Raw genomic sequence first — 26,007 nt, 5'->3', positions numbered from 1 at the left:
GCCGGAACGACAAAGAAGTTTGCCGTTCCGGCAACACGCCGCCCGGTGCGCCGGACGTCGGGCGGTCCGGTGCCCGGCGTCAGCGCGCCATGGCGTCGACCCCGGGCTCCCCGGCGTCCGTGCGTACCCAGACCGTCCGCTGCGGGAAGGGAATGTCGATGCCCGCCTCGTCCAGGGCCTCCTTCACGCGGCGGCGCAGCTCGCGGGTGACGCCCCACTGCTGGAGCGGCACGGTCTTGACCGCGAGCCGCACGACGACCCCGTCGGCGTCCAGGGACTGCACGCCCCACACCGCCGGGTCCTCGAGCAGTACGTCCGCGAAGTCCGGGTCCTGGCGCAGGGCGCGGCCGGTGTCCTCCAGGACGCGGTGGACCGTGTCGAGGTCGGCGTCGTAGGCCACGGCGACGTCGAGGACGGCGCGTGCCCACTCCTGGCTGTCGTTGCGGACCCGCAGGATCTCGCCGTTGCGGATGTGCCAGAGTCCGCCGTTGAGGTCGCGGACGTGCGTCAGCCGCAGACCGACGTGCTCCACCTCGCCGACGGCCTCCCCGAGGTCGACCGAGTCGCCGACGCCGTACTGGTCCTCGACCATGATGAGCAGGCCGGAGAGGTAGTCGGCGACCAGGCTCTGGGCGCCGAAGCCGATCGCCAGGCCCACCACTCCGGCACTGGCCAGCAGCGGGCCGAGCGCAATGCCCACCTGGTCGAGCACCATGGCCACGCCGATCATGAACAGGACGATGGTCACGGCGCTGCTGAGTACCGAGCCGATGGTGCGGGCGCGCTGTTCGCGCCGCTGCCGCGCCCGGGAGCGGTCGCGGTGCAGTACGGCGGCCCCACGGCCGGAACGCCGGGGCCGGCTGCTCTCGGTCTCGCCGGCCGACGGTTCCAGCACGCGCTGGACGACCCGGGTGATGGCCCGTTTGGCCACCGCGCGCAGCACCAGCAGGACCACGACGATGAGCGCGATGCGCAGCGGGATCCCGATCAGTGCCGCGGTGTGGTCGCCGATCCAGTCCGGCCAAGTGGCCGCCGACTGCGCGCCCGTGTCCGGGCCGGTGGGTGGTGCGGTGTGCGACATCGGCTCGAGTGCTCCGTTCTCGGGGGTTGCGGCTTCGCCGTCGGGCCCGCCTACCCACGGACGTCTCGAACATGACGCCCGGCACACTCATCCCCCTTTCTCCCGCTTGCCCCTTATGCCCGACGGTCGCGTCATCTTCACCCGTCGGCCGCCCATCACCGTCGCCGGTCCGGGCACCCGGAAGGGCATCATCCACAGCGGAGGGGGACTTGCGGCGTGGTTACCGTTGCCGTCCTGCTGCTGCCCGGACTGGGGCTGCTGTTGTTCACCATGACGTACCTGGAGGACCGGCTCTTCGGCGATCCGGAGCCGCCCCGGCACGCCCGGCGCCGGCATCTGCGGCTGATTCGGGGCGGCCGGGACACGGCCTCGCCGGCCCGGCGACCGAAGCCGGCCGAGAAGGACCGTTCACCGGGCCGGCACGCCGCCTGACGCCGGGCCGAGGCGCGGCCGAGGGCGGGGAAGGCCCAGCTCGGGCGCGTCGTAGGGTGTGGGAGTGCCCGAGGTGACCGGAGCGGGGGGACGGCGCCCCGCGGCTCGGGCCGGGAGAGTCGATGGACATGGACGAACAGCCCGACGGTGACGCCGAGTTCGTGGCCTTCTGGCAGGAACGCCGGGTGTGCTTCCTGTCCACGCCGCGCGCCGACGGCACCCCGCACCTGGTCCCGGTCGGGGTGACGTACGACCACGCCACCCGCACGGCACGGATCATCACGAGCCGTGGCACCGCGAAGGTGCGCAACGTCGAGCGGGCGGGCTCCTCCCCCGTCGTCGCCGTCGGCCAGGTGGACGGCAGGCGCTGGTCCACGCTGGAGGGCGTGGCGACCGTGCGCCACGACGCCGAGGCGGTCCGCGACGCCGAGACCCGCTACGCGGCCCGCTACCGGCGGCCCCGGGCGAACCCGGAGCGGGTCGTCATCGAGATCGCCGTACGACGCTTCCTGGGCACGGTGCGCCCTCTCGCGAGGATGCCGGAGGCCTGAGGGCCCCCGGCGGTTCCGTCACTCGCCCCGGGCCGGTGTGCGGTGGCCGAGCCTGCCGGGCCACCACGCGACGGCGCCGATGTCGCGGGCGAGCGCCGGAACCAGCAGCGAGCGCACCACGAGCGTGTCCAGAAGCACCCCGAAGGCCACGATGAAGGCGATCTGCACCAGGAAGGCCAGCGGGATCACCCCGAGGGCGGCGAAGGTCGCGGCGAGCACGACACCGGCCGAGGTGATGACGCCCCCGGTGGCGGTCAGCCCCCTCAGGATCCCCTCCCGTACGCCGTGCTCCAGCGACTCCTGCCGCACCCGGGACATGAGGAAGATGTTGTAGTCCACGCCGAGGGCGACGAGGAACACGAACCCGTACAGCGGGACGGAGGCGTCGGTACCGCTGAAGCCGAACACGTGGGTGAAGACGAGCGCCGAGACGCCCAGGGTGGCCACGAAGTTGAGGGCCACCGTCGCCACGAGCAGCAGCGGCATCAGCAGCGAGCGCAGCAGGGCGACGAGGATGACCAGGATGATGGCGAGGACGACGGGGACGATGAGCGCGCGGTCGTGCTCGGCGGTGCGCTGGGTGTCGTACTGCTGGGCGGTGTAGCCGCCGACGAGCGCGTCCGCGCCGGGCACGTCGTGGACGGCCGACCTGAGCCGGGCCACCGTGCTCTTGGCCGCGTCGCTGTCGGCCGGCGCCTGGAGCGTCGCGTCGATCCGCACCCGCCCGTCGACCACCTTCGGGTCGCCGCCTCCGGGACGGCCGGAAGCGGTCACCGCGTCGGCGGAGGCCACGCCGCGGGTGTCGCGGGCCGCCGCGAGGACGGGGTCGAGCCGGTCGGCGTCCGCGATGATCACGGCCGGGTTGCCTGAGCCACCGGGGAAGTGCCGCGCCAGGGTCTGCTGGGCGGCGACCGAGGGGGCGTCGTTCACGAAGATCTCGTCGAGCGGCACGCCCTTGGAGGTCAGGGTGGGGGCGAAGGCTGCGCAGGCGAGCAGCGCGGCGAGGGAGATCGCCCAGATGCGGCGCGGGGCCCGGTCCACCCGTTCGGCGACGCGGTGCCACAGGCGGTGGCCGGCCTCCGGGTCCCCGGCGCGGACGGGCTTGGCCGGCCAGTAGGCGGCCCGGCCGAGCAGGACCAGGACGGCGGGCAGGAAGGTGAGCGTGCTCAGGACCGCGCAGACGATGCCGATGGCGCCGACCGGTCCGAGGGCGCGGTTGTTGGTCAGGTCGCTGAGCAGCAGCGCAAGCAGGCCCAGGGCGACGGTCGCCGCGCTGGCGACGACGGCTCCCCAGGAGGCGCGCAGCGCGGCGCGCGCGGCGCCGAAGCGGTCCGGATGGCGGGGCAGTTCCTCGCGGAAGCGGGCGGTGAGCAGGAGCGCGTAGTCGGTGGCGGCGCCGATGACGAGGATGGAGAGGATGCCCTGGACCTGCCCGTCGACGCGGACGACGTCGCGGTCGGCGAGCGCGTAGACGACCGCGCAGGCCAGGCTCAGCGCGAACACGGCACTGATGATGATCACGAGCGGCAGCAGGACGCTGCGGTAGACGAGCAGCAGGATCACCAGCACCGTGACCAGTGCGACACCGAGCAGCAGCCCGTCGATGCCCGAGAACGCGTCGGAGAGGTCGGCCTGGGAGGCGGCCGGTCCGGCGAGCTGTGCCCGGGTGCCCGGCACCTTCCCGGCGGCCTCCTGGATGTGCTCCAGGACGTCGGGCAGCCGGTCGCCGAGCTCGGGGTCGACCTGGACGACGGCCTGGAGTGCCTCGCCGTCGCGCGAGGGCACGGCCGGGGAGCCGGGGCCGACGATGCCGGGCTCGCCCTCCAGACCCGCGACGGAGCGGGTGGCCGCTTCCCGGTGAGCGGTGGCGGCACCGTCACCGTCCGCGGTCCACACGACGATCACCGGAAGCGTCTCGTCCTGCTGGAAGGCCTTCTGCGCGTCGATGACCTGCGTCGACTCGGCGCTGCGGGGCAGGAAGGAGGCCTGGTCGTTGGTGGCGACCTCGCCGAGCTTCCCGGCGTACGGGCCGAGCGTGCCGCCGATGCCGAGCCAGACCAGGAGCAGGACGAGGGGGACGAGCCAGCGGGCCCGGCGGGAGGGGTTGGCCATCGGTTTCAGGTCTCCAGGTCCTCAGCGGCGCGGAAAAGTGGCTCGATCATAAACAATCTCAATGATTGAACTAATTCGGGGTCGTAGTCCGTGTCGTGCCATGCCTACTACTGCCCGGACCCGTCCGCCGGATGCGCCACGCGCCGGGCGATCAGCGGTCGTCCGACCGCACCAGGCCCAGTTCCTCGTTCATGGCCGCCAGGAAGCGCAGCACGAGGGCCAGTTCCTCGTCGTCGAAGCGTGCGCGGGCGGCGGCCGCCGCGTCGGCCAGCGGACGGAAGTACGTCCGGGCCGCGGCGCGGGCGTCGGGCACGTAGTGCAGATGGACGACCCTGCGGTCGGTGCTCTCCCGGACCCGGCGCACGTGCCCCGCCCGCTCCAGCCGGTCCACGCACGCCGTCACCGCGCCCGAGGTGAGCCCCAGGTGCTCGCGCAGCCGTCCCGGCGTCATGGGCTCCCGCGCGTCCAGGATCGCCGCGAGCGCCTGGACGTCGGTGGCGTGCAGGCCGTGGGTGCCGGCGAAGCTCTGCACGAGGCGGTTGATCTCGCCGTTCATCCGCCGCATCTGCACGGCCAGGGCCTGGAGGTCGCCCGCCTCGGACCCGGTGCCGGTCCCCCGCTCGCGCGCGTGCTGTCCGCGCTGGTTCGCTGTCGCCACGCGATCAGCGTATAGAAGCCGTCACCCTCCCCGCGGGGCTGCCCGGGACGTCAGGTGAACGGGCCGTTCGGCGGGCGGGTGCCGGGGCTGTCGGGGCGCGCGGTGTGGTCCGGGTGGCCGCGGGTGCGGCGGTCCTCCTTCATCTCCGCCTCGTACAAATGGTCGCGGCCCTCGGCGAGCCGGTCCACGGCCTCGCGTTCCAGGGTCTTGAACGCCTCGTAGTACGTCCGGTCGTACGCCTCGACGATCTGGAACGTCCAGTGGCCGGGGATGACGTTGCGTCCGAGGATCTCCCGCTCCACCCGCTCCGCCCACTCGGGGTGGCCCGCCTCGCGCAACAGCCGCACCGCGCGGTCCAGTTCCAGGTCGGCCGTGCCGGTGAGCTGGTGGAAGGAGAACAGGTGGCCCCGGGCACGCTCGGTCGTCTCCAGCGCCTTGGACAGGGAGCCGAGGGCCGCCACCGTGCCGTCGCTGACGCCCTCGGGACGCCGGTGCGGGTCTTCCATACGGGTGTTCTCCTTCCGGTCAGGCCAGCGGGTCGTGGCCCCAGTTCATGAGCGAGTAACGCCAGCGGGTGTCCTCGATGTCACCCGAGGGGCGCTGGGCCAGGTGGCGGCGGATGTAGCCGACGACCTTGCGCATGTGCCGGTGGTCGTCGTCCGAGAGGTCGCCCTTCTTCTTCCGCAGGATGTCCACGATGCGGCGTCCGGAGGCGTGCCCGGTGGACTCGCCGCCGTCCTTGTGCTGTCCGGCGTCCTCGGAGCGGTCGGAGGCCAGCCACTTCTCCAGGTCGGCCGCCGTCATGTTGACCAGTTCGCGGAACTCGTCCCAGGTCTTCTCGCGCTCATCGGCGTCCACGGCGCCTCACTTCTTCTTGAGCGCGGACGGCTTGTGCACCGCGGACTTGCCCGACTTGTCGCTGCGGACCTGGTACTGCGGGTCGTCGGAGGAGGCGTCGACGGTGCGGCCCGCGGCCTCGGTCCGCTCGGTGATCTTCTTCTCCACCTCGCCCTCGGTCTCGGTGCCGTGGGTGCTCCAGGCGACCTTGTCGCCCTTGCGGAGGCCGTCGCCGTCGTCGCGCTTCGTCGCCATCTCGGTGCTCCTTCGCTCGCGGATCGCTCGGGGTGGAGGGAGGGCGTCCTCACCTACGGCCGCCCCCAACAGCCTGAGCCCCGTGCGCGGGTCACACCACTCGGAGGGGGTCCGCGGGCCGTCGTGCACCGGTCGGCCCGGCGGGCACGGGCCCCCACGGGGGCGCCGAAACCGTCGTTCACGGCCGAACTATCCTGGCCCCGGTGCCGCGTCCACCGCCCCGCCCGTCGCCGCCGCCGTTCCAGGAGCAGCCCGTTGAACACCAGCACAGCCACCCCGGACAGCTACTACGAGCGCATCGACGAGCACCGGTACAAGCCCACCCCGCACGCGGGCGGCGCGTGGAGCGCGGACGAGCAGCACTTCAGCCCGCTCGGTGGCCTGATCGTCCACGCCTTGGACCGCCATCTGGCCGGACGTGCCGGTGCGGCCATGTCGCTGAGCCGGATCAGCTTCGACATCCTCGGCCGCCCGGCGCTGGACGAGTGCGAGATACGGGTGGAGACCCTCCGGCCCGGCCGCACCATCGAGCTGGTCGAGGCGACCGTGTTCATCGCGGGCCGCTCGGTGACGCGGGCCAGGGCCTGGCTGCTCGCCGACGTGGACACGGAAGCGGTCGCCGCGGGTGCCGCGGACCCGCTCACCCCGCCGCGGGATCTCGCGCCCTGGCCCATGGCCGCCCAGTGGCCCGGCGGCTACATCGCCTCCCTGGACGTACGCCCGCTCGCCCCGCCCCGGCCGGGCCGCACCACCGCCTGGGTCTCCACCGGCCTCGACCTTGTCGCCGGCGAGGCGGCGAGCCCGCTGGCGTCCTACGTGGCGCTGGTCGACACGGCCAACGGGATCGCGGTGCGGCAGTCGCCCGCGGAATGGATGTTCCCGAACGTCGACCTGACCCTGCACCTGCACCGCGCGCCGCGCGGTCGCTGGACGGGCCTGGACACCACCGTGGTCTTCGGCCCCACCGGCCAGGGCATCACCAGCACGGTGCTGCACGACCTGGACGGCCCCGTGGGTCACGCCCAGCAGATGCTCACCGTCCGCCCGCAGCCGTGAGCGAGGGGCGCCGGGGTCGACGCGGGACGTCGTCTCAGCCCCGGCCCGCGGGCGGGTCGGCGAAGACGCCCTCCAGCATGCCGGTGGCCTGGCCGACCTCGATCAGGTAGCCGTCCGGGTCACGCAGGTAGCAGCGGATCTCGGCCTTCCGGTCGATCGGCGGCGTGAGGAACTCGGCGCCCAGCGCGCTCCACTCGCGGTAGCAGCGGTCGATGTCGGCGACCCGGATGTTGAGGAAGCCGGTGGCCTTGCCCGAGTCGGAGGGCGGCGCCAGCGTGACGTCGGGTTTGTCCGGGGTCGGTCCGCCGCCCGGGTTCATGATGAGCCAGCTGTTGGCGAGCTTGACGATGCACGGGTTCTCGTCGAGCACCACCTCTCCGCCGAGCACGTCGGAGTAGAAGGCTCGCGAGCGCGGCACGTCGGCCACGGTGAGGAAGTGGGTGAGCAGCAGTCCCGATTCGGGTGCCGGCAGGTCTTCGCGGCGCATTCTTCGCATCCCCACGCTCGGTGACGGGTCTCCTCCATGGTGGGCCCCGGCCGCCGGACCCGAAAGACGATCAAGAGGGCATGAGGGCCCCCGGCCGCGCACCTCGCCGGCCTCCGGCCCCGCTGTGGGCGTCCGCTCCGGCGGCGCGGACCCGTCGCCGAACATCCGGACGGTGGATCGCGGTGCCGAAGTGCGGCGCCTTCACCCTTGAACCGAGCGGGACGGCACCTCGCGGGCACCGGCCCGGCGGGCGGATCCGGCCGACGGGCGCCCGGCCGACGCGCGCAGCCTGCGGCCACGCCGGGTGAGGCCCCATGGCTTGAGGAGCGAGATCACCGTCATGAAGACGTAGGCGGACAGCGAGACGACCGGCCCGAACAGTACGTCGCCGGCGTCGGGGAGCGGTCCCCCCGCGGCGACCTCGGCCACCGCCGCGTTCACCCCGGGGCGCAGTGCGAAGACGGTGGCGGTCGTCGTCGCCGGCGTGAGCCAGAACTTCGTGAACACCCAGCGGTGCCGGGCCAGGCCCCAGGGGGTCCCCAGGGCCAGCACCACACCGCTGACGAGGGTGAGGAGGGCGATCGGGAGCAGGAGCCAGTCGGCGAAGAGCTTCATGGCACGGACACCGGCCTCCACGGCCACCGGGGAGGCGGTGGTGGCGGCGGTGACTCCGAGCGCCAGCAGCCCGAGCGAGAGCCCGAGCCAGCCGGCGGAGGCGACGACATGGACGACGAGGAAGGCCCGGCGTGCGGGGCGGCTGAGTTTCACACCACCCACGCTGCCGGGCGAGGGCCGCTCGGGCGTCCCGCGACGGGAGTAACCGCGTGTACCGACGCGGGCGTACGCCACGGTGGGCGGCGTACGCCCCGGTGACCGTGCCGTGCCGGTCGGCGAGGTGACCGGGAGGACAAGGGGAAGCGTCTCCCGCATTAACCAGGAATTGCGGAATGCATAATGCTGCGCGATTCCGTTCGACCCGGCACGAAAAAGCTTCGGATCCCTACGGAAAACATCTGGAGATCATTATTCTGGGACCGCTTCGCCGAGGTGGCGCAGCCGCTGCCGATGCGCCCGGGGAGGGGCGCGGACGCGGTCGTCGGGGGGCAGAGAATTGGGGGGATCACGTCGCCGTGCACGGTTTGCGATTACCGTCCGCACGGCGCGGGCCCTTTCCTCGCCGCCCTGATTCCATATGAAGAAAGCCGAGGAATTCCCGTGAGACGCATGACCTCCGTCGTTCTGTCCCTCAGCGCCCTGCTGGCGGTCTCCGCCCTGTCCGCTCCGGTGGCCGCGGCGGCTCCGTCGGCCGACCGGCCGGCCGGCGTGCCCGCCGGCTGGGAGGCGGTGGACGCCGCCGAACTGGCGCGCATCGGCGAGGAGGCGGACGCGCGGCGGGCGCCGCTCGCCGCGGAGGACGCGGCCGCGGCCGCCGAGCCCGAGCTGCTGGCCGTGGAGTCGGTCGCCAACGGACGGTTCGCGGCCACCGAGGTGAACTACGCCGCCCCGAACACCGGTGTCCTGCGGGCCCGTTCGGCCGAGTTCGGCGGCTCCTGGGAGAGCTTCGCCTTCGAGTGGGACGAGACCACCCAGACGTACGCCCTGAAGTCCCTGGCGAACAACCGCTACGTGGCGGTGGAGAAGAACTACACGGGCAGCGCGCAGAACGTGCTGCGCGCCCGTTCCACGAGCGTGGGCGGCTGGGAGCGGTTCGTCCTGTACTACAACGAGAGCCTGGACCGCTACGCGCTCCAGTCCACGCTGAACGGCCTCTTCGTGACCATGGAGAACAGCTACACCGGGACGCTCCAGTACGCACTGCGCGCCCGCTCCGCCGACATCACCGGTTCCTGGGAGGAGTTCGTCCTGCACCCGCTCGCCGCCTGATGAGGCGGACCGGCCGGACCGCGGGTGCCCGCCACGGGGCACCGGCGGCCCGGCCGGCGTCAGACCGCGGGTGCCGCCCGTACGGTGATGCCGTTCCGCTCGAGCAGCGCGGCCGTCACCCCGTCCCCCGGCACCAGTTCCCCGGTGAACGAACCGTCGTACACACGGGCCCGTCCGCAGGACGGGCTGCGCGGCATCAGCAGGGCCTCGGTACAGCCGCCGCGCCGCGCCGCCTCGAGGGCGCGGTGGGCGCCGGCGACGAACTGCTCCGTCACATCGTTCCCCGTGTCCTCCACGACGCGTGCGGTGCCGTCCAGGACGTCGTGTCCGTCGCCGCCCACCAGTTCCGCGGGCCGCCGCGGCGTGGCGAGCCCGCCCGCGACCTCCGGGCAGAAGGACACGACCGCACGGCCGGCCACCGCCTCCTCGACCTCCGGCGACGCCTTGTGGCGACCGTCGAACCGGCAGGGCACCCCGCGCAGACACGCGCTGACCAGGATCGCTTCCATGCTGTCACTCTACGGTCCCGCCTCGGCCGCCCCCGTGCGCCCGCCGTCCGGCCTCGGCGTCACGGACGTGGGGCTCGTGGTGCGCGCGGGGCGTGAGTCTCGCCGCGTGCCTTCATCACCGCCTTGTTCAGCACCCACAGCGCGATGCCGATGGCCAGCAGCACGCCGGCCCGGATGTAGACGTCCGCGGGCCGGTCGGACAGGGGGCTGGCCAGGATCAGGGAGGTGATCGCGCCCAGCACCGGCAGGACGGTCGGCGTGCGGAAGTGCTTGTGCTCGACCCGGTCGCGGCGGAGCACCAGGACGGCGATGTTGACGACGGCGAAGACGCACAGGAGCAGGAACGCCGTGGTGTCGCCGAGGCCCGCGATCTCCCCGGTGGAGACCAGGCCGATGGCGAGGAGCGAGACGAAGACGATGCCGACGACGGGCGTGCGGCGCCGCGGGAGGACCCGGCCCAGGGCGCGGGGCAGGATGCGTTCGTTCGCCATGCCGTAGCAGAGCCGGGACGCCATCATGATGTTGATCAGCGCCGAGTTGGTGACCGCGAACAGGGCGATCAGCGCGAAGAGCTTCGGCGGGAAGTCCAGCCCGCCGGCCTTGACGACCTCCAGCAACGGGCCGCTGGAGCCCTCCAGGACGCGGTAGTCGACGAGCAGCGAGGAGACCAGCGCGACCAGGACGTAGATGGTCCCGGTGACGGCGACGCCGGTGAAGATGGCGCGCGGGAAGGTGCGCACCGGATCCTTGGTCTCCTCGGCCATGTTGACGGAGTCCTCGAAGCCGACGAAGGCGAAGAAGCCGAGGGCCGTGGCCCCCAGCACGCTGGTGATCAGCGCGTAGCCGGTGCCGCCCGCCTGGAACTCGCCGAGCCGGGAGGGCTCGCCCTCGCCGGTGAGGACCGCCCAGGCGCCGACGGCGAGGATGACGAACAGGCCGGTCAGTTCGACCACGGTGAGGACCACGTTCGTCTTCACCGACTCGGAGACGCCGCGCAGGTTGAGCGCCGCGAGGGCGAGGATGAAGAGGATCGCGACGAGGGTGGGCGGGAAGAGGTCCGTGAACTCGCCGAGGTAGTCGCCGCTGAAAGCGCGGGCCGCCGCGCTCGCCGACGACAGCCCCGAGCACATGACCATGAAGGCGACGATGAAGGTGAGGAACGGGACCTGGAACGCCTTCTGGGTGTAAAGCGCGGCCCCGGCCGCCTTCGGGTACTTGCCGACGAGTTCGACGTACGAGGCCGCCGTCAGGATCGCCACGACGAAGCCGATGACGAACGGCAGCCACAGCGCCCCGCCGACCTTGCCCGCGACCTGACCGGTGGTGGCGTAGATGCCGGTACCGAGGATGTCGCCGACCACGAAGAGGATCAGCAGCTTGGGACCGATGGCCCGGTGCAACGGGGTGTCGTCGGCACCCTCCGGCACGGCAGTGGCATCCCTTCCGCCTGTGGCCACGGACGCTCCCTCCTGAGGTGTTCGGCGTTGAACAACCTGTCCCCTGCCCGGTGAGCCCGTGGGACATGCCCTCGCATACTGCAATCGGAAGCACCCGCACCGTGCCGGGCACCTGCCCCGGGCCGCCGGAAGCCGTGAACACAGATGGTGGAATGTTCAACCACCCGGGGCGGTTGGAGTGGGTCGAAGGAGGTCACCAGTGGACACGACGTACTACGACCACGGAACGCCGGCGGAGCGCTGGGAGCGCGCCGGGATGTTCTTCGACGCCAAGGACTACGCCGCCGCCGCGCGCGTCCTGAGCGGGCTGGTCGAGGAGGTGCCCGAGCAGACCGGGCCGCGGCTGCTGCTGGCGCGCGCCTACTACCACTCGGCACAACTGCGGCGCGCGGAGACCGAGCTGAGGGCCCTGCTGGAGAGGGACCCCGTCGAGCGGTACGCCCGGCTGATGCTGGGGCGCACGCTCGAACGGCAGGGACGGCAGGAGGAGGCCGACGCGCAGCTGCGGATCGCCGCCGCCCTGGCGGGCGATTTCGCGGGGCTCTGAGCGGCCACGCCTCGGTGAAGCGGTGAGCGGTGAAGCGGTGAGCGGTGAGCGGTAAGTACGGTGGCGGTCCGGGCGGGGACCGTTTCCCCGCCCGCCGCTCACCGCTTCGCCGTGCGGCTCACTTCTTCGCCGTGACACCTCTCGGGTACGTCCGCCGCCCCCGCCGGTGGGCGATCTCGCCGAGTACGACGTCGGTGGCGACGAACGCGGCCAGGGGGATGCCGAGCAGCGGCACGAAGTAGCCGAGGACGGCGACCGCCGCCAGCAGCGGGACGAGGAGCGCGGGCGGGACCTGCTGCCACGCGCCGCGCGGGACGGGGCGGCCGAAGGCGGAACCCCGGCCGCGCTGCCACCACATGCGGTAGCCCCAGACGATGAGCAGGATCAGGGAGGCTGCCAGCAGCATCAGGGCGATCTGGTTGGGCAGGCCGAACAGGCTGCCGGTGTGCAGGTCGATGCCCCAGCGGCTGAGCTTGGCGAGCACCGGGTAGTCGGCGAAGCGGAGTACGTCGGTCACCTGGCCGGTCGCGGGGTCCACGGCGACCGAGTCCTGCTTCTCGGGCCAGCTGCGCTGCACCTGCTGGACGACGTACGCGGAGGACGCGTCGGCGGGCGGGACGATCTCCACGGGGTCGCCCAGGCCCTCGGAGCGCGCGGCCGCCAGGACCTTGTCGAGGCCGACTCCGTGCCCGGCGTCCCCGCCGGCGCCCGACGCCGCGCCGTGGCCCGCGTGCTCGCCTCCCCCGGTGGCCGACGCCGACACGGACGGGGTGGTCTGGCCGAGCGAGGCGCGCAGGTCCGCGATGTTCGCCCCGGCGTACGTCGACCAGGTGAGGCCGGTCGCCGACAGGAACACGAACCCGGCCGCCACCCAGGCGCCGACCGTGCCGTGCAGGCCCAGGGTGCGGCGCCGGCCACTGGTGCCGCGCAGCTTGCGGCGGGCCCGGCGGCGGGAGAACCACAGCACCAGGCCGCCGCCCGCGATCACCCACAGCCAGCTGGCGGCGAACTCGCTGTACAGGCGGCCCGGTTCGCCCAGGTGCAGGTCCCGGTGGAACTCGTCGATCCAGGTGCGCAGGGGCAGCGCGCCGGTCGAGCCGTACTGTTCGAGGGCACCGCGCACCTTCGCGGTGTACGGATCGACGAAGACCGCGAGCGTGTGGTCCGGGTCCACGCCCTCGACGCCGGACAGCAGCACCCTGGTGGTGGCGTCGGCCTCGGGCGAGGGGCGTACGGCGGACACCGTGCCCTCGGGATGCGCCTGCCGGGCCGCGGCGACCTGCTCGGAGACCGGCAGCTTGCGCTCGCCCACGTCGGGGACGGTCAGCTCGTGCGCGTAGACCGCCTTCTCCGCCTGGAACGAGGCGGCGTACAGGAGCCCGGTGACCGCCGCCACCAGCAGGAAGGGGGCCACGAACAGGCCGGCGTAGAAGTGCAGGCGCAGGACGAGCGGGCGCAGCGTGGACCATCCGCCGGGTCTCGGAGGCGGGGACCCCGCTCCTGGGGCCTCTTCCGTGGGGGTCGGGGAGGTGGTCGTCATCGATGGCGCTCCGGGGCGTCGTGGGGGACGGGGTGGTCCCAGTGGTCGGGATCGGAGCGCGTGAGGTTCCCGCCCTCAGAAGTGGCGTACGTCACACGCCGGGGAGTGAGAGGGCGTGCGCCATGGAATCCTGGCGTGATGGGAACTCCGAGTGATCGCACACCTCTTGCCGAGCGCGTCGAGGAACTGCTCGCCGTCGGTGGGCCGTTGCCGATCGTCGAGGCCGGTGATCCGGTGCTGCGGCGCGTGGCCGAGCCGTTCGACGGGCAGTTGGCGCCGCCGCTGCTGGCACGGTTCGTCGAGGCGCTGCGCCTGACCATGCACGCGGCGCCGGGTGTCGGTCTGGCGGCGCCCCAGGTGGGAGTGGGGCTGAGGATCGCGGTGATCGAGGATCCGGCGCCGGTGCCGGAGGAGGTGCGGGTGGCGCGGGGGCGGGTGCCGCAGCCGTTCCGGGTGCTGGTGAATCCGGCGTACGAGCCCGTCGGGGACGGACGGGCCGCGTTCTTCGAGGGCTGCCTGAGCGTGCCGGGCTGGCAGGCGGTGGTGGCGCGGCACGCCGAGGTGCGGCTGCGGGCGTGGGACGAGCACGGGCGTGCGGTGGACGAGGTGTTCGCGGGGTGGCCGGCGCGGATCGTGCAGCACGAGACGGATCATCTCGACGGTGTGCTGTATCTGGACCGGGCGGAGACGCGGTCGCTGGCGTCGTCGCGGGCGATGGCGGAGCTGTGGGGACAGGCCACGCCGGAGCGGGCGGCTGCCGCCCTGGGCTTCGGGCTGCCCGACCCGGCGTAGCGAGGTGCGGCTGGGGGCCGGGCGTTGTGCGACCCGGCGTCGCGAGGTGCGACTGGGGGGCCGATCGTTGCGCGGCCCGGCGTCGCGGGGTGCCGCTGGACTACGGGGTGGGCGCGCAGCCCGGCGTCGCGGGGTGCCGCTGGACTACGGGGTGGGCGCGCAGCCCGGCGTCGCGGGGTGCCGCTGCGCCCACCCGTGCCGCCCCAGCGGCACGACTGCCCGCAGCTGCGGCGGCGTGGTGGGGCGGAGCGACCGTGTCGTCAGTTGTCGCGGTAGGCCTCCAGCAGGCGCAGCCAGACCTCGCTGATCGTCGGGTAGGACGGGACCGCGTGCCACAGGCGGCTGATCGGTACCTGGCCGGCGACGGCGACGGTCGCGGAGTGGATCAGTTCGCCGACGCCGGGACCCACGAAGGTGACGCCTCGGACGATCTCGTCCTCCAGGTCGACGACCATGCGGGCGCGCCCCTTGTAGCCGTCGCCGTAGAGGCTCGCGCCGGCCACCGTCGCGAGGTCGACGTCCACGGCTCGGACCCGGTGCCCGGCCCGTTCGGCCTCGGCCAGGGACAGACCGACGGACGCCGCCTCGGGGTCGGTGAACACCACCTGGGGCACGGCGTCGTGGTCGGCGGTCGCCGCGTGCGCGCCCCACCGGCCGGACTCCAGGTCCGGGTCCCCGGAGGCACGCGCGGCGATGGCGGCGCCCGCGATGCGGGCCTGGTACTTGCCCTGGTGCGTGAGCAGGGCGCGGTGGTTGACGTCGCCGACGGCGTAGAGCCAGTCGTGGCCCTCGACCCGCAGGCTGTCGTCGACGGAGAGCCAGGAGCCGGGTTCCAGGCCGACGGTCTCCAGGCCGATGTCGGCGGTGCGGGGCACGCGGCCGGTGGCGAAGAGGATCTCGTCCGCCTCGACGCGGTCTCCGGCGTCCGTGACGACGACGACGGTGCCGTTCTCACGGGTCACGGACTCGACGGAGGTGCCGGTGCGGATGTCGACGCCGGCCTCGGTGAGCGCGTCCGCGACCAGCTCGCCGGCGAACGGCTCCATGCGGGCGAGCAGGCCCTCGTCGCCGCGTACCAGGAGCGTCACCCTGGAGCCGAGGGCCTGCCAGGCCGTAGCCATCTCGACGGCGACGACCCCGCCGCCGACCACGACGAGCCTGCCGGGCACGCTCTCGGCGGCGGTGGCCTCCCGGCTGGTCCAGGGACGTACCTCGGCGAGCCCGGGCAGGTTCGGCAGGGCGGCGCCGCTGCCGGTGCAGACGGCGACGGCGTGCCGGGCGGTCAGCACCCGGCGGGTGCCGTCGGGCGCGGCCACCTCGACCGTGCGCGGGCCGGCGAGCCGCCCCTGTCCGCGGTACAGGTCGGCCCCGATGCCCTCGACCCACCGGACCTGGCCGTCGTCCTTCCAGTGGTTGGTGAACTCGTCGCGGCGGCCGAGGACCGCCGCGGCGTCCAGGGGCTCTCGCGCCGCCCCGCTCAGGCCGGGCAGGCGGCGTGCGTCCGCGCGGGCGATGACGGGGCGCAGCAGGGCCTTGCTGGGCATGCACGCCCAGTAGGAGCATTCACCGCCGACCAGTTCGCTCTCCACGATCGCGGTGGTCAGCCCGGCCGCGCGGGTGCGGTCGGCGACGTTCTCCCCCACGGGGCCCGCGCCGATCACGACGACGTCGTACGCGATGGAATCCGTTTGCGTCATGGGGTCAGTCTGGTGGGTGGTGTGCGACGTGGCCACATGGGTACGTGCGCGGAATACCCACCAGGTCGGCAGTGTTGTGCCGACGGCTTACGCCCCGAACCCAGGAAGAGGGATCACCCATGACCAGCACCGTGGAGCTCACCAAGGAGAACTTCGACCAGACGGTCACGGACAACGAGTTCGTCCTGATCGACTTCTGGGCGTCGTGGTGCGGTCCGTGCAAGCAGTTCGCGCCGGTCTACGAGAAGGCGGCCGAGGCCAATCCCGACCTCGTGTTCGGCAAGGTGGACACCGAGGCGCAGCCGGAGCTGGCCCAGGCCTTCGGCATCCAGTCGATTCCGACGCTGATGATCGTGCGGGACCAGGTGGCCGTGTTCGCGCAGCCGGGTGCGCTGCCCGAGGAGGCGCTGACGGACGTGATCGGTCAGGCCCGACGGCTGGACATGGACGAGGTCCGCAAGGCGGTCGCCGAGCAGCAGGCGCAGGCCGGCGGTCAGGGCGGTCCGGCGGGCCAGTAGGGCACGGTCAGCTCGACTCCCGGTGCACCACCGCCGCGCCCAGCACCTCGTGCCGCTCGGGCGCGGCGCCGGGGTCGTGGACCGCGCGGTCGACCAGCGCGGCCAGGTCGCGGCCGGAGGGCAGCTCCAGGTGGACGGTGCTGAGGCGGGGCCGCAGCAGACGTCCCAGCATCAGGTCGTCGGCGCCGATCACGGCGGTGTCGGCGGGCACGCGGACGCCCTCGTCCTGCAGGGCGCGCATCAGCAGCATCGCGTACTCGTCGTTGTACGCGAAGACGGCGTCGAGGCCGAGTGCGTCCCAACGGGCGGCCAGCCGGGCGGCGGCCCCCTCGTCGTAGGCGAGGGGCAGTTCGGTGACGGTGGCGTCGGTGTCGCGCACCGCGCGGCGGGCACCGGCCAGGCGCGGCGCCGAGAAGACTTCCAGGCCGTCCTCCGCGGGCACGACGACGCCGATCCTGCGGCGTCCGCGGTCGTGGAGGTGGCGGACCGCGCTGTGCCCGACGATCGCGTGGTCCATGAGCAGGGCGTGCGCCCCCTCGACGGCCTCGTGGCCGAGGGTGACGACCGCGCGGGCGCCCGAGCGTTTGAGGATCTCCACCCCGCGTGGGCCCGGTCCGGAGCCTGGTACGAGTACGGCGACCGGGCGCAGTTCCGCCCAGGCACGGGCCGCCTCGTCGCCGCGCAGGCCGACGCTGCCGTACTGCACGACGGTGTAGTCGAGGCGGCCGAGGGCTCCCTGGAGTTCGTCGAGGAAGCGGCTGTAGAGGGGGCCGGCCGGGAAGGACGGCGCGGGCATCAGGACGGTTCGGCTGTGCCCGGCGCGCAGGGAGCGGGCGGCCGCGTGGGGGACGTAGCCCAGTTCGCTCGCGGCGTCGTGGACGCGGCGGCGGGTGGGCTCGCTGATCCGGACGGCGCTGGTGTTGTTGAGGACGTAGGAGACGGTCGCGCGCGAGACGCCGGCCAGGCGGGCCACATCGGCGCTCGTGGGGGCGGAGCGCGGTGCCAGGGGCTCGGGGGCGGGCGGTTTCGTTATCTGCACCATGACGTACGGCATCTTGGCAGAAGCCGGGTGCGGCGCGCCGGGCGGGGCGGCCCCGTCCGGACCGGACGAATTCCCCACCGCCGCAAGGGGGTTGGTCGTCGGCACCGCCGCAAGGGGGGTTGGCCGTCGGCTCAGGCCGGGCGCTCGGTGCGGGTCACCCGTGCGACCAGGTCCAGCCAGCCGGCCCGCAGCCGCTCCGGGGGCATCCCGCACTGTTCGGTGAGGTGGTGGACCAGGGCGGCGTCGAGGTAGGCCAGCAGGGTGTGGGAGAGCAGCTCGCTGTCCGCGTCCGGGACCGCCTGCCGCAGCAGCAGCGCCACGTGGCCGCGCAGGAAGCGGCGCGGTGCGGAGGTGTAGCGGCGTTCCGCGCTCGGCTCGGCGGCCAGTTGCAGTTCCAGTTCGTCGATGGAGCGGCGCAGCATCGCGCAGCCGAAGGCGCGCAGCCGCTCGACGGGCGGGGCCCCGGGGCCCAGGGGCGGCGGGCCGCCGAGGAGCGCGGCCTGGAACTTCTTCTCGGAGTGGTCGAGGAGCGCCATGAGCAGGCCGGTGCGGTCGCCGAAGCGGCGGAAGACCGTGCCCTTGCCCACCGAGGCGGCGGCGGCCACGGCCTCCATCGTGACGGCGGCGGCGCCGTGCTCGGCGACCAGCCGTGCGGCGGCCTCCAGCAGCCGGGCCCGGTTGCGCGCGGCGTCGGCGCGCAGGCAGGGCTCGTCCTCCTCGGTCCCCGTGCCGAGTTGCAGCAGCTCGGGCGGGCCGACGGTCTCCTCGGGGTGCGGGAAGGGCGGCGGGGCGGCGGACATGAAGCCAGCGTAAAGCATCGGGAAGAAAACTGGACCGCGGTCCGTTTGGGATGTTAGAAATTAAACGGACCCCGGTCCGGATCGTTACGGCAGTGTTTCAGCAGCGTCTGCTCCGCAGCGTCTGCTCCGTCAGTGGGAGTACTCATGTCTGTCCGCATCCTTGCGCTCGTCGGCAGCCTTCGCGCCGGTTCGCACAACCGCCAGCTCGCCGAGGCGGCCGCCAAGTTCGCACCGGAGGGCGCCGAGGTCCAGGTGTTCGAGGGGCTCGCCGACATCCCCTTCTACAACGAGGACATCGACGTCGAGGGCAGCGTCCCGGCCGCCGCGGTGAAGCTGCGCGAGGCCGCCCAGGCCGCCGACGCCTTCCTGTACTTCTCGCCCGAGTACAACGGCACCATCCCGGCCGTCCTGAAGAACGCCATCGACTGGCTGTCCCGCCCGTACGGCGCGGGTGCCCTCTCCGGCAAGCCGGCCGCCGTCGTCGGCACCGCCTTCGGCCAGTACGGCGGCGTGTGGGCGCAGGACGACACCCGCAAGGCCGTGGGTATCGCCGGCGGCAAGGTGATCGAGGACATCAAGCTGTCCATCCCGGGTTCGGTGACTCGTTTCGCCGAGACCCACCCGGCCGACGACGCCGAGGTCGCCGCCCAGCTGACCGAGGTCGTCGCCCGCCTGCACGGCCACGCCGGCGAGGCCGTCGCCGCCTGACGGCCGCGCCGCACGCCCATGGGACCGGAGCCGCGTACGGCTCCGGTCCCGACGTGCGTCAGGTGACCGCCGTGGCGGCCAGCGTGCGCAGCTCCTCCATCGCCGCCGCCACCGCCGGGCGCCGGTGGCCGCCGCTGCGGGTACAGGTCAGCAGCTTGCGGTGCGGCCGGCCGGCGCAGGGCACCCGCACGATCGGCAGCCGCGGGGCCAGCCGGGCGAGCCTCGGGACCAGCGCTACGCCGAGCCCGTGGGCGACCAGATGGGCGGTCACATTCCAGTCCCGCGCGAGATGGACCACGTCGGGCGTGAACCCGGCGGCGCCGCACGCCGAGATCATGTGCGTCCGGCAGGGGCTGTCGGCCATGGGGGCGATCCAGGGCTCGTGCGCGACATCGGCGAGGTCGGCGCCGTCCCTTCCGGCCAGCGGATGACCCTCCGGAACGACCAGGTCGAACGGGTCGTCCAGGAGCGGCCGCTGATCGAAGCGCGCGTCCGCGGCCGGCGGGTTGGCCGGGGTGGCCTCCACCACCGCCAGGTCCACCTCCCCCTCGAAGAGCAGGTCGAAGCTCTCCACCACCTCGACCTCCCTGATCAGGACCGACAGCCGCGGATGCCGCTCGCGCAGGCGCGCGGCCATCGGCGCCAGCAGCACCGCGACGGCCACCGAGAGCCCCGCCACCCGCAGCGGCCCGGCCGGCACCCCCTCCCCCGCCCGCAGATCGAACTCCGCCTCGTCCCAGCGGGCCTCGATGGCGTCGGCGTGCGCCAGTAGGCTCTCGGCGGCCGGGGTGAGCCGCACCCCACGGCCCTGCGGCTCCAGCAGGTCGACGTCCAGGTCGCGGGCGAGCGACCGGATCTGCTGGGACGCGGCGGAGGGCGTGAAGTGCAGGGCGCGGGCCGCGGCGGTGACCGTGCCGTAGTGGGAGACGGCCCTGAGGACGTGCAGCCTGCGCAGGTCAATCATGAAGTTCACGCTTCACGGTCGAGTCCGTGAAGTCAACCTGGACGTGAACGGACTCGGGGCCGCACCCTTGCGGTGACGGGACGGCCGATCAAGCGCCGCGCACCGGCCGTCCGACGTACCGCCCCCACGCGGCACCCCGACACACACGAGGAGAAGTCATGTCCAGCACGACCGGTGTCGCCTGCCCGCACTGCGGGTGGCCCGACGGTGCCGAGCCCTTCCAGGTACTGTCCGCGCACCCCACCGCGGCGGGCGGCACCCTGTGGACCCGGTGCGCCTGCGGCTCTCTGCAGGCCCGCGTCGTCGACGGCCACGGCACCCGCGTCGTCTCGCGCGGCAGGCCCACCCCGGCGGGCTGCTGAGGCGCATGCGCGCCGGGGTGGCGACCCCCGGCGCGCGTCGAAGCGGGCGAACGCGGGGAGGGCGACCCTGACACCTGCGAGGTTCACGCGGCAGCCGCCGCCCCGTTGACTGGTCGCGCAGTCCAAGTCGCACCACGACCTCACGGGAGTACGCATGCGCCGCACGAAGAACCTCGTCACCGCGGGCCTGGCCGCCACCGTCTCGGCCCTGGCCCTCACGGCCGCCGGCTTCGCCGTCCCCGCCCAGGCCGCCCCGGCCGCGGCCGGCGTGGACTGCGACGGCTGGGTGCACAACAACAATCCGGACCACGGCATCGCCGGCTGCAGCAACAACACCGACCGGACCATCACCTTCCGCGCCGAGGTGGTCTGCGGATGGGCGCCGGACGTGTCCGGCCAGTGGGTGACGCTGGCGCCCGGGCAGTACGGGGAGTCCTCGGGTGTCTGCGCGATCTACAGCTCGGGGGTCGGCAGCGTGGGCTGGACCATCCAGTAGGCGTGGGTCACACCTCCCGCTCCTCCTGCTTCCTCGCGGCCACCAGGCTGGTCACCGTGGTGACCGCGAGGACGAGCACGATGAAGCCCAGGGAGAACGGGATGCTGATCTCGGGGACGTGGACCCCGGACTCGTGCAGGGCGTGCAGCACCAGTTTCACGCCGATGAAGCCCAGGATGATCGACAGTCCGTAGGAGAGGTGGACCAGCTTCTTCAGCAGGCCGCCGATGAGGAAGTACAGCTGGCGCAGACCCATCAGGGCGAAGGCGTTGGCCGTGAAGACGATGTACGGGTCCTGGGTCAGGCCGTAGATCGCGGGGATGGAGTCCAGGGCGAACAGGACGTCGGTGGAGCCGATCGCCAGCATCACGACCAGCATCGGCGTCATGACGCGCTTGCCGTTCTCCTCGATCCACAGCTTGGTGCCGTGATAGCGGTCGGCGACGCCGAAACGGTGCTCGATCGACTTGAGCAGCTTGTTCTCCTCGTACTCCTCGTCGTGCCCGCCCTTGCGGGCGTCCTGGACGAGCTTCCAGGCGGTCCAGATCAGGAAGGCGCCGAAGATGTAGAAGACCCAGGAGAAGGCCGAGATGATCGCCGCGCCGGCCGCGATGAACGCGGCGCGCAGCACCAGGGCCACGATGACGCCCACCATCAGCACCCGTTGCTGGTACTGCGAGGGCACCGCGAACTTCGCCATGATCAGGACGAAGACGAAGAGGTTGTCGACGCTGAGCGACTTCTCGGTGATGTACCCGGCGAAGAACTCGCCGGCCGGAGCGCCACCGGCGGCCACCAGCAGCCCCACACCGAACAGACAGGCCAGGACCACCCAGACGGCCGTCCAGATCCCCGCCTCCCGGATCGACACGTCGTGCGGCTTGCGGCCGATGAAGAAGTCGGCGGCGACGAGGACGCACAGGCCCGCGACGGTCAGCAGCCAGGCCGTGAGCGATACGTTCACTGGTGCTCCTGATGCGGTGGGGGACGGACACGGTACGGGGGCGGGGCCACGAACGGGTTCTTCGACAGGGTGTTTCCGCGAGGCGGCACAGGCAACCCGGCACCGTGCCCGATCTGCGCGATCTGCGCACCGAGGCCGGCGGGCCGGCCCATCGCGACCTGACGGGAGCCCCCGGATGACCACTGCCCCCTCCCATCCGCACCCCGCCCGGCCGGGTCCACGCATCGGCGTGCTCGGTTCCTACGGCGGCTTCAACACCGGCGACGAGGCGATCCTCACCTGCGTCCTGAGCTGCCTGCGCGCCCAGCGGCCCGACGCGCGCCTCGTCGTCATGAGCCGCAACGCGGAGCACACCCGCGCCCATCACCCGGACGCCGACGAGGTGGTGCCCTGGGAGGGCGTCAGCCGCAACCACGTCCTGGACGTGCTGCCCGGCCTGGACCTGCTGGTGCTGGGCGGCGGCGGGATCCTCTACGACGGCGAGGCGCGGCGCTACCTGCGGCTGGTGCGGGCCGCGCAGACCCGCTCCGTGCCCACCTTCGCCTACGCGATCGGCGCCGGGCCGCTGACGGAGGCGGAGGACCGGGAGGCGGTGCGCACCGTGCTCGCCGACATGGACGACGTCGTGGTCCGGGACGAGGAGTCCCGGCTGGTGCTGGAGGAGGTCGGCCTGGAGCGCGAGGTCGCGGTCACCGCGGACCCGGCCCTGCTGCTGGGGCCCGAACCGTTCACCGAGACCATGATGCGCGACGAGGGCATCCCCGCCGGCGCCCGGCTGGTGGGGATGTCGGTGCGCGAACCGGGCCGGGCCGCCGAGAAGCTGGACGAGGGCGACTACCACGCGCTGCTCGCCGACGTCGCCGACTTCCTCGTGCGGCGGCTGGACGCGCACGTGGTGTTCCTGCCGATGGAGCGGCACGACGTACGGCACGCGCACGCCGTGCTCTCCCACATGACGGCGCCCGACAAGGGCCGGATCCTGCACGGCGACTACAGCCCCGGGCAGGTCCTCGGATTCATGCGCCACCTGGACGTGGCCGTCGGCATGCGGCTGCACTTCGTGATCTTCGCGGCGCTCAGCGGTGTGCCGGTGCTGCCGCTGCCCTACTCCGGCAAGGTCTTCGACTTCGCGCGCCGGCTGGGCGCCCCGGCGCTGGTGGGGGTCGCGCGGGAGCAGGCCGGGCTGCTGCTGGCGGAGGTGGACCGGATGTGGGACGAGTACCCGCGGCGCCGGGACGACCTGCGGTCGCGGATGCGGGAACTGTCCGCCGCGGCCCGCGAGACCTGCGTGCGCTGCGGCTCCCTGCTCGACGCCCTCGGCGAGGGCGGGGGGAGCGAAGACGGTACGGCGGCCGGGGATGCGCCGTACGTCGTCGAGCCGCGCCCCCTGCACGCCTGACCGCCCGAGGAGAGCGATGCCGGTACTGGAAGAGCCCCGCGAGCCCCGTGAGGTCACCCTGCCGCCGCGGTCCGCGCGGCACGGGGGCCGGTGCGACGTGCTGGTGGTGGGCGGCGGCCCCGCCGGGTTCGCCGCCGCGGTCGGCGCGGCCGACACCGGCGCCGACGTGGTCCTGGTCGAGCGGTACGGGTTCCTCGGCGGCAACGCGACGGCGGCGCTGGTGATGCCGCTGATGTCGTTCCACAACGAGCACAAGCAGGCGGCGTTCACCGAGGCCGGGGACACCTCCCGGCTGCTGCCCACCGACCACGGCGAGGGCGAGCCGGTCGTCGCGGGCGTGCTGTGGCAGCTGCTCGACCGGCTGATGGGCCGGGGCGGTTGCCTTCCGCCCTCCCCGAAGACCGGGTACACGGTCCCCTTCGACCCGGAGCTCTTCAAGTTCTCCCTGCTGGAGATGATGGACGAGGCGGGGGTGCGGATGCTCTTCCACTCCTTCGCGTCCGGCGCGCTGCCCCTGGACGACGGCTCCGGCTGGCGGGTCGTGTTCGAGACCAAGTCGGGGCCGGTGGTGATCGACGCCGGGGTGGTCGTCGACGGCACGGGCGACGGCGACGTGGCGACCGCCTGCGGGGCGCCGTACGAGATCGGCCGACCCGAGGACGGGCTGGTGCAGCCGATGACGCTGATGTTCCGCGTCGCGGACTTCTCCCGGCCGGACTTCGCGGACTACGTGCGGGAGAACCCCGACCAGTGGCGTGGTGTGCACGGGCTGTGGGACCTGATCGAGGAGGCCAGGGCGGCCGGCGAACTGCGGCTGCCGCGCGAGGACATCCTCTTCTTCGCGACCCCGCACCCGCGCGAGGTCGCCGTCAACAGCACCCGGGTCAACCGCGTCCTGGGCACCAGCGTGTGGAACCTCACCCGCGCCGAGTACGCGGCCCGGCGCCAGCTGGCCCAGATCGACCGCTTCCTGCGCACCCGCGTCCCGGGCTTCGAGGAGTCGTACGTCGTGCAGAGCGGCACCCACATCGGCGTGCGGGAGAGCCGGCGCGTCCTCGGCGACTACCAGCTCACCGGCCACGACATCCTGGCCGCGCGCACCTTCCCGGACGTGATCGCGCACGGCGCCTACCCGGTCGACATCCACAACCCGCGCGGCTCCGGCACCGTCCTCAAGCGGGTCCCGCGGGGCAGCTTCTACGACATCCCGCTGCGCTGTCTGGTCCCCCGGGGCACGGAGCGGCTGCTGGTGGCCGGGCGCTGCATCTCCGGGACGCACGTGGCGCACTCGTCGTACCGGGTGATGCCCATCGCGATGGCCACCGGTCACGCGGCCGGGGTCTGCGCGGCGCTGACCGTCCGGCACGGGCGCGGGCCGCGCGGCCTGCCCTACCGGATGGTCCAGCACGAGCTGCTGCGGCAGGGGGCGCGGCTGCGCACGTAGGGCCCCGGTCCGTCAACTCGCCCAGTCGAGGAGCCGGTCCCGGGTCTCGGGGGCGCGCAGGTGGTCGAGGGAGGCCTTTTCCAGCTGGCGGACGCGTTCCCGGGTCAGGCCCACGTGCTGGGCCACCTGGTGCAGGGTGCGCGGGCGGCCGTCGTGCAGGCCGTAGCGCAGGCTGAGGATCAGCGCCTCGCGGGGCGCGAGGGTGCCGACGGCCTCCCGCAGTTCCGCCGCCAGCGCCTGGAACTCGGCGACCTCGGGGGCCTGGAGCACCTCGGCGTCGGGGATGAGGTCGCCGACGACGGTCTCGCCGGTCTCGTCGACCGGGGTGTCGAGGCTGACGGCGTCCCGTCCGACGCGGCGCAGCCAGACGACCTTGTCCCCGTCGATGCCGCTCTCGGCGGCCACCTCGTCGGCGGTCGGCTCGCGGTCGAGGCTCGACCGCAGCTTCCGTTCGACCTTGGCGAGCTTCTGCAGCTGCTCCACGACGTGCACCGGCAGCCGTACCGTGCGCGCGTGCGTGGCCAGTCCCCGCTCGATGGCCTGGCGGATCCACCAGGTGGCGTACGTGGAGAACTTGAAGCCCTTGGTGTGGTCGAACTTCTCCACCGCCCTGATCAGGCCGAGGTTGCCCTCCTGGATGACGTCCAGCAGGGGCAGGCCGCGGTGGGCGTGCCGCTTGGCCATCGAGACCACGAGCCGCAGATTGGCCCGCACCATGTGGTCCTTGGCGGCCTGGCCGTCGTGGACGGTCTCCTCCAGTGCGCGGCGCCGGGCGGGCGTCGGGGCGGGTTCGCCGGTGTCGGCGGCCTCCAGTTCCTCCATGGCCAGGACGCCGGCCTCGATGCGCTTGGCCAGCCGCACCTCGTCCTCGGCGGTCAGCAGCGGGGTGGCGCCGATCTGGGCCAGGTACTGGCCGAGCAGGTCGGGTTCCTCGTCGGGTTCGGGGATGCGGCTGCGCAGCCGCGCGGTGCGGGCGGGGGCGCGGCGGTCCTCGGTGCCGGCCCCGGGCGTTCGTGCCAGGGGAGCCATGTCGCTTCCTCCTCCGTCCCCTCCTCGGGTTCTCGGATCAGTGCGGGACCGTCCCGGCGCGTTCGCGGCGCAACCGGCGGGCCACGACCAGCAGGTCCGATGCCGCGAGCAGGGCGAACGCCAGGCACACGACGGCGAGGACGACCAGACCGCCGCGCCCCGGGATGTCACCGGGACCGGCGTCCGCGGCCCACACGCCGAAGTACGCGGCACCGGCGAGGAACAGCGGCAGGAACACTGCCGACAGGAGCAGCCGGAGCCCCAGCGCGCTCTGTGCCGTGGCCGGTTCGGTGCCGGTGCGCGGGCGGCGGCGGCCGACCGCGCCGGAACTCGCGCGCGGGCCGCCTCCCGTGGCCCCGTGGGGGTGCCGTCGATCGCTCATGCCG

General features: G+C 73.2%; 30 protein-coding genes. 12 read left to right on the top strand and 18 right to left on the bottom strand.

What is annotated here, in order from left to right; genetic code table 11:
* Positions 1-79 precede the first annotated feature (79 nt).
* Positions 80-1,081 carry a mechanosensitive ion channel family protein gene (locus tag ACLIN4_RS31515; RefSeq protein ID WP_411576465.1) on the bottom strand — a complete coding sequence of 334 codons (1,002 nt, stop codon included), beginning with the start codon at positions 1,079-1,081 and terminating at the stop codon, positions 80-82.
* A gap of 216 nt (positions 1,082-1,297) precedes the next feature.
* On the opposite strand from ACLIN4_RS31515, the gene ACLIN4_RS31510 reads away from it, so the two are divergent.
* Together ACLIN4_RS31510 and ACLIN4_RS31505 are read left to right on the top strand one after the other, a co-directional pair.
* Positions 1,298-1,513, top strand: a complete 216-nt coding sequence (locus tag ACLIN4_RS31510) for a hypothetical protein (protein WP_100049013.1) — start codon at positions 1,298-1,300, stop codon at positions 1,511-1,513.
* Positions 1,514-1,635: 122 nt separating this feature from the next.
* Positions 1,636-2,064 carry a TIGR03618 family F420-dependent PPOX class oxidoreductase gene (locus ACLIN4_RS31505; protein ID WP_107477510.1) on the top strand — a complete coding sequence of 143 codons (429 nt, stop codon included), beginning with the start codon at positions 1,636-1,638 and terminating at the stop codon, positions 2,062-2,064.
* Between the two features lie 18 nt (positions 2,065-2,082).
* Here ACLIN4_RS31505 and ACLIN4_RS31500 read toward each other — a convergent pair whose 3' ends face one another.
* From ACLIN4_RS31500 to ACLIN4_RS31480, 5 genes are all read right to left on the bottom strand, one after another.
* Positions 2,083-4,176: an MMPL family transporter gene (locus ACLIN4_RS31500; RefSeq protein WP_289909165.1), complete on the bottom strand. Its 2,094-nt coding sequence runs from the start codon at positions 4,174-4,176 to the stop codon at positions 2,083-2,085.
* Positions 4,177-4,327: 151 nt separating this feature from the next.
* Positions 4,328-4,834: a MarR family winged helix-turn-helix transcriptional regulator gene (locus ACLIN4_RS31495; RefSeq protein WP_381913013.1), complete on the bottom strand. Its 507-nt coding sequence runs from the start codon at positions 4,832-4,834 to the stop codon at positions 4,328-4,330.
* Between the two features lie 50 nt (positions 4,835-4,884).
* Complete coding sequence (locus tag ACLIN4_RS31490) at positions 4,885-5,340, bottom strand: hypothetical protein (RefSeq protein WP_107477513.1); 456 nt, start codon at positions 5,338-5,340, stop codon at positions 4,885-4,887.
* Between the two features lie 19 nt (positions 5,341-5,359).
* On the bottom strand, positions 5,360-5,692 hold the full coding sequence (locus tag ACLIN4_RS31485) for a DUF3140 domain-containing protein (RefSeq protein WP_107477514.1): 333 nt from the start codon (positions 5,690-5,692) through the stop codon (positions 5,360-5,362).
* Between the two features lie 6 nt (positions 5,693-5,698).
* Entirely contained in the window at positions 5,699-5,926 is a 228-nt protein-coding gene (locus ACLIN4_RS31480; protein ID WP_100049017.1) for a DUF2945 domain-containing protein, read from the bottom strand.
* Positions 5,927-6,181: 255 nt separating this feature from the next.
* On the opposite strand from ACLIN4_RS31480, the gene ACLIN4_RS31475 reads away from it, so the two are divergent.
* Positions 6,182-6,982 (top strand): thioesterase family protein, encoded by an 801-nt coding sequence (locus ACLIN4_RS31475; RefSeq protein ID WP_107477516.1) that lies wholly within the window; start codon positions 6,182-6,184, stop codon positions 6,980-6,982.
* A gap of 34 nt (positions 6,983-7,016) precedes the next feature.
* Here the strand turns inward: ACLIN4_RS31475 and ACLIN4_RS31470 are convergent, their stop codons facing one another.
* Positions 7,017-7,469 carry a VOC family protein gene (locus tag ACLIN4_RS31470; protein WP_289909167.1) on the bottom strand — a complete coding sequence of 151 codons (453 nt, stop codon included), beginning with the start codon at positions 7,467-7,469 and terminating at the stop codon, positions 7,017-7,019.
* 201 nt (positions 7,470-7,670) lie between these two features.
* On the bottom strand, positions 7,671-8,237 hold the full coding sequence (locus ACLIN4_RS31465; RefSeq protein WP_307651726.1) for a DUF2269 domain-containing protein: 567 nt from the start codon (positions 8,235-8,237) through the stop codon (positions 7,671-7,673).
* Between the two features lie 456 nt (positions 8,238-8,693).
* Between ACLIN4_RS31465 and ACLIN4_RS31460 the strand changes: the two genes are divergently transcribed.
* A complete protein-coding gene (locus tag ACLIN4_RS31460; RefSeq protein ID WP_290011949.1) occupies positions 8,694-9,353 on the top strand; it encodes a fascin domain-containing protein in 660 nt (219 codons plus the stop codon).
* A gap of 59 nt (positions 9,354-9,412) precedes the next feature.
* Here the strand turns inward: ACLIN4_RS31460 and ACLIN4_RS31455 are convergent, their stop codons facing one another.
* Together ACLIN4_RS31455 and ACLIN4_RS31450 are read right to left on the bottom strand one after the other, a co-directional pair.
* The gene (locus ACLIN4_RS31455) at positions 9,413-9,862 is read right to left on the bottom strand and encodes a DUF523 domain-containing protein (protein ID WP_107479842.1); all 450 of its coding nucleotides are present in this window, start codon (positions 9,860-9,862) and stop codon (positions 9,413-9,415) included.
* Positions 9,863-9,921: 59 nt separating this feature from the next.
* Complete coding sequence (locus ACLIN4_RS31450) at positions 9,922-11,319, bottom strand: APC family permease (RefSeq protein ID WP_107479843.1); 1,398 nt, start codon at positions 11,317-11,319, stop codon at positions 9,922-9,924.
* Positions 11,320-11,518: 199 nt separating this feature from the next.
* Between ACLIN4_RS31450 and ACLIN4_RS31445 the strand changes: the two genes are divergently transcribed.
* Positions 11,519-11,866 (top strand): tetratricopeptide repeat protein, encoded by a 348-nt coding sequence (locus ACLIN4_RS31445; protein WP_382022008.1) that lies wholly within the window; start codon positions 11,519-11,521, stop codon positions 11,864-11,866.
* Between the two features lie 118 nt (positions 11,867-11,984).
* Here ACLIN4_RS31445 and ACLIN4_RS31440 read toward each other — a convergent pair whose 3' ends face one another.
* Positions 11,985-13,406: a PepSY-associated TM helix domain-containing protein gene (locus ACLIN4_RS31440; protein ID WP_107479845.1), complete on the bottom strand. Its 1,422-nt coding sequence runs from the start codon at positions 13,404-13,406 to the stop codon at positions 11,985-11,987.
* 138 nt (positions 13,407-13,544) lie between these two features.
* Between ACLIN4_RS31440 and ACLIN4_RS31435 the strand changes: the two genes are divergently transcribed.
* On the top strand, positions 13,545-14,198 hold the full coding sequence (locus ACLIN4_RS31435) for a peptide deformylase (protein ID WP_355564134.1): 654 nt from the start codon (positions 13,545-13,547) through the stop codon (positions 14,196-14,198).
* 260 nt (positions 14,199-14,458) lie between these two features.
* On the opposite strand, the gene ACLIN4_RS31430 is transcribed toward ACLIN4_RS31435, so the two are convergent.
* Entirely contained in the window at positions 14,459-15,895 is a 1,437-nt protein-coding gene (locus ACLIN4_RS31430; RefSeq protein WP_289909323.1) for a dihydrolipoyl dehydrogenase family protein, read from the bottom strand.
* A gap of 119 nt (positions 15,896-16,014) precedes the next feature.
* Between ACLIN4_RS31430 and trxA the strand changes: the two genes are divergently transcribed.
* A complete protein-coding gene (trxA, locus tag ACLIN4_RS31425; RefSeq protein WP_100049401.1) occupies positions 16,015-16,413 on the top strand; it encodes a thioredoxin in 399 nt (132 codons plus the stop codon).
* Positions 16,414-16,420: 7 nt separating this feature from the next.
* On the opposite strand, the gene ACLIN4_RS31420 is transcribed toward trxA, so the two are convergent.
* Positions 16,421-17,455 (bottom strand): LacI family DNA-binding transcriptional regulator, encoded by a 1,035-nt coding sequence (locus ACLIN4_RS31420; protein ID WP_289909324.1) that lies wholly within the window; start codon positions 17,453-17,455, stop codon positions 16,421-16,423.
* A 131-nt stretch (positions 17,456-17,586) separates the two neighbouring features.
* Positions 17,587-18,255 (bottom strand): TetR/AcrR family transcriptional regulator, encoded by a 669-nt coding sequence (locus tag ACLIN4_RS31415; protein ID WP_107479849.1) that lies wholly within the window; start codon positions 18,253-18,255, stop codon positions 17,587-17,589.
* Positions 18,256-18,399: 144 nt separating this feature from the next.
* On the opposite strand from ACLIN4_RS31415, the gene ACLIN4_RS31410 reads away from it, so the two are divergent.
* Positions 18,400-18,963, top strand: a complete 564-nt coding sequence (locus ACLIN4_RS31410; protein ID WP_100047686.1) for an NAD(P)H-dependent oxidoreductase — start codon at positions 18,400-18,402, stop codon at positions 18,961-18,963.
* Between the two features lie 58 nt (positions 18,964-19,021).
* Here the strand turns inward: ACLIN4_RS31410 and ACLIN4_RS31405 are convergent, their stop codons facing one another.
* Positions 19,022-19,927, bottom strand: a complete 906-nt coding sequence (locus ACLIN4_RS31405; RefSeq protein ID WP_411576797.1) for a LysR family transcriptional regulator — start codon at positions 19,925-19,927, stop codon at positions 19,022-19,024.
* Positions 19,928-20,085: 158 nt separating this feature from the next.
* On the opposite strand from ACLIN4_RS31405, the gene ACLIN4_RS31400 reads away from it, so the two are divergent.
* Complete coding sequence (locus ACLIN4_RS31400) at positions 20,086-20,289, top strand: hypothetical protein (RefSeq protein ID WP_100047687.1); 204 nt, start codon at positions 20,086-20,088, stop codon at positions 20,287-20,289.
* 154 nt (positions 20,290-20,443) lie between these two features.
* Positions 20,444-20,785 (top strand): hypothetical protein, encoded by a 342-nt coding sequence (locus ACLIN4_RS31395; protein WP_100047688.1) that lies wholly within the window; start codon positions 20,444-20,446, stop codon positions 20,783-20,785.
* A 7-nt stretch (positions 20,786-20,792) separates the two neighbouring features.
* Here the strand turns inward: ACLIN4_RS31395 and ACLIN4_RS31390 are convergent, their stop codons facing one another.
* Positions 20,793-21,749 carry a TerC family protein gene (locus ACLIN4_RS31390; protein WP_289909326.1) on the bottom strand — a complete coding sequence of 319 codons (957 nt, stop codon included), beginning with the start codon at positions 21,747-21,749 and terminating at the stop codon, positions 20,793-20,795.
* 175 nt (positions 21,750-21,924) lie between these two features.
* Here ACLIN4_RS31390 and ACLIN4_RS31385 point away from each other — a divergent pair, with 175 nt between their 5' ends.
* Positions 21,925-23,148 (top strand): polysaccharide pyruvyl transferase family protein, encoded by a 1,224-nt coding sequence (locus tag ACLIN4_RS31385; protein ID WP_290011944.1) that lies wholly within the window; start codon positions 21,925-21,927, stop codon positions 23,146-23,148.
* 16 nt (positions 23,149-23,164) lie between these two features.
* Positions 23,165-24,592, top strand: a complete 1,428-nt coding sequence (locus ACLIN4_RS31380; RefSeq protein ID WP_411576464.1) for an FAD-dependent oxidoreductase — start codon at positions 23,165-23,167, stop codon at positions 24,590-24,592.
* A 12-nt stretch (positions 24,593-24,604) separates the two neighbouring features.
* Here ACLIN4_RS31380 and ACLIN4_RS31375 read toward each other — a convergent pair whose 3' ends face one another.
* Positions 24,605-25,621: a sigma-70 family RNA polymerase sigma factor gene (locus ACLIN4_RS31375; protein WP_107479751.1), complete on the bottom strand. Its 1,017-nt coding sequence runs from the start codon at positions 25,619-25,621 to the stop codon at positions 24,605-24,607.
* 37 nt (positions 25,622-25,658) lie between these two features.
* Positions 25,659-26,003 (bottom strand): hypothetical protein, encoded by a 345-nt coding sequence (locus ACLIN4_RS31370; RefSeq protein WP_179342698.1) that lies wholly within the window; start codon positions 26,001-26,003, stop codon positions 25,659-25,661.
* Between the last annotated feature and the right edge of the window lie 4 nt (positions 26,004-26,007).

This window comes from Streptomyces mutabilis (assembly GCF_046628145.1).
GTDB lineage: Bacteria > Actinomycetota > Actinomycetes > Streptomycetales > Streptomycetaceae > Streptomyces > Streptomyces mutabilis.
Note: the sequence above shows the minus strand (reverse complement) of the source record. Positions and strands in the feature narration are given on the sequence as shown.

What these genes read in the sequence shown, in the direction of transcription:
- ACLIN4_RS31395 (WP_100047688.1), top strand. Translation starts at nt 20,444, where the DNA reads ATGCGCCGCACGAAGAACCTCGTCACCGCGGGCCTGGCCGCCACCGTC.
- ACLIN4_RS31515 (WP_411576465.1), bottom strand. Translation starts at nt 1,081, where the DNA reads ATGTCGCACACCGCACCACCCACCGGCCCGGACACGGGCGCGCAGTCG.
- ACLIN4_RS31455 (WP_107479842.1), bottom strand. Translation starts at nt 9,862, where the DNA reads ATGGAAGCGATCCTGGTCAGCGCGTGTCTGCGCGGGGTGCCCTGCCGG.
- ACLIN4_RS31375 (WP_107479751.1), bottom strand. Translation starts at nt 25,621, where the DNA reads ATGGCTCCCCTGGCACGAACGCCCGGGGCCGGCACCGAGGACCGCCGC.
- ACLIN4_RS31385 (WP_290011944.1), top strand. Translation starts at nt 21,925, where the DNA reads ATGACCACTGCCCCCTCCCATCCGCACCCCGCCCGGCCGGGTCCACGC.
- trxA (WP_100049401.1), top strand. Translation starts at nt 16,015, where the DNA reads ATGACCAGCACCGTGGAGCTCACCAAGGAGAACTTCGACCAGACGGTC.
- ACLIN4_RS31460 (WP_290011949.1), top strand. Translation starts at nt 8,694, where the DNA reads ATGACCTCCGTCGTTCTGTCCCTCAGCGCCCTGCTGGCGGTCTCCGCC.
- ACLIN4_RS31505 (WP_107477510.1), top strand. Translation starts at nt 1,636, where the DNA reads ATGGACATGGACGAACAGCCCGACGGTGACGCCGAGTTCGTGGCCTTC.
- ACLIN4_RS31435 (WP_355564134.1), top strand. Translation starts at nt 13,545, where the DNA reads ATGGGAACTCCGAGTGATCGCACACCTCTTGCCGAGCGCGTCGAGGAA.
- ACLIN4_RS31440 (WP_107479845.1), bottom strand. Translation starts at nt 13,406, where the DNA reads ATGACGACCACCTCCCCGACCCCCACGGAAGAGGCCCCAGGAGCGGGG.
- ACLIN4_RS31470 (WP_289909167.1), bottom strand. Translation starts at nt 7,469, where the DNA reads ATGCGCCGCGAAGACCTGCCGGCACCCGAATCGGGACTGCTGCTCACC.
- ACLIN4_RS31500 (WP_289909165.1), bottom strand. Translation starts at nt 4,176, where the DNA reads ATGGCCAACCCCTCCCGCCGGGCCCGCTGGCTCGTCCCCCTCGTCCTG.
- ACLIN4_RS31415 (WP_107479849.1), bottom strand. Translation starts at nt 18,255, where the DNA reads ATGTCCGCCGCCCCGCCGCCCTTCCCGCACCCCGAGGAGACCGTCGGC.
- ACLIN4_RS31430 (WP_289909323.1), bottom strand. Translation starts at nt 15,895, where the DNA reads ATGACGCAAACGGATTCCATCGCGTACGACGTCGTCGTGATCGGCGCG.
- ACLIN4_RS31480 (WP_100049017.1), bottom strand. Translation starts at nt 5,926, where the DNA reads ATGGCGACGAAGCGCGACGACGGCGACGGCCTCCGCAAGGGCGACAAG.
- ACLIN4_RS31405 (WP_411576797.1), bottom strand. Translation starts at nt 19,927, where the DNA reads ATGATTGACCTGCGCAGGCTGCACGTCCTCAGGGCCGTCTCCCACTAC.
- ACLIN4_RS31400 (WP_100047687.1), top strand. Translation starts at nt 20,086, where the DNA reads ATGTCCAGCACGACCGGTGTCGCCTGCCCGCACTGCGGGTGGCCCGAC.
- ACLIN4_RS31370 (WP_179342698.1), bottom strand. Translation starts at nt 26,003, where the DNA reads ATGAGCGATCGACGGCACCCCCACGGGGCCACGGGAGGCGGCCCGCGC.
- ACLIN4_RS31420 (WP_289909324.1), bottom strand. Translation starts at nt 17,455, where the DNA reads ATGGTGCAGATAACGAAACCGCCCGCCCCCGAGCCCCTGGCACCGCGC.
- ACLIN4_RS31380 (WP_411576464.1), top strand. Translation starts at nt 23,165, where the DNA reads ATGCCGGTACTGGAAGAGCCCCGCGAGCCCCGTGAGGTCACCCTGCCG.
- ACLIN4_RS31490 (WP_107477513.1), bottom strand. Translation starts at nt 5,340, where the DNA reads ATGGAAGACCCGCACCGGCGTCCCGAGGGCGTCAGCGACGGCACGGTG.
- ACLIN4_RS31410 (WP_100047686.1), top strand. Translation starts at nt 18,400, where the DNA reads ATGTCTGTCCGCATCCTTGCGCTCGTCGGCAGCCTTCGCGCCGGTTCG.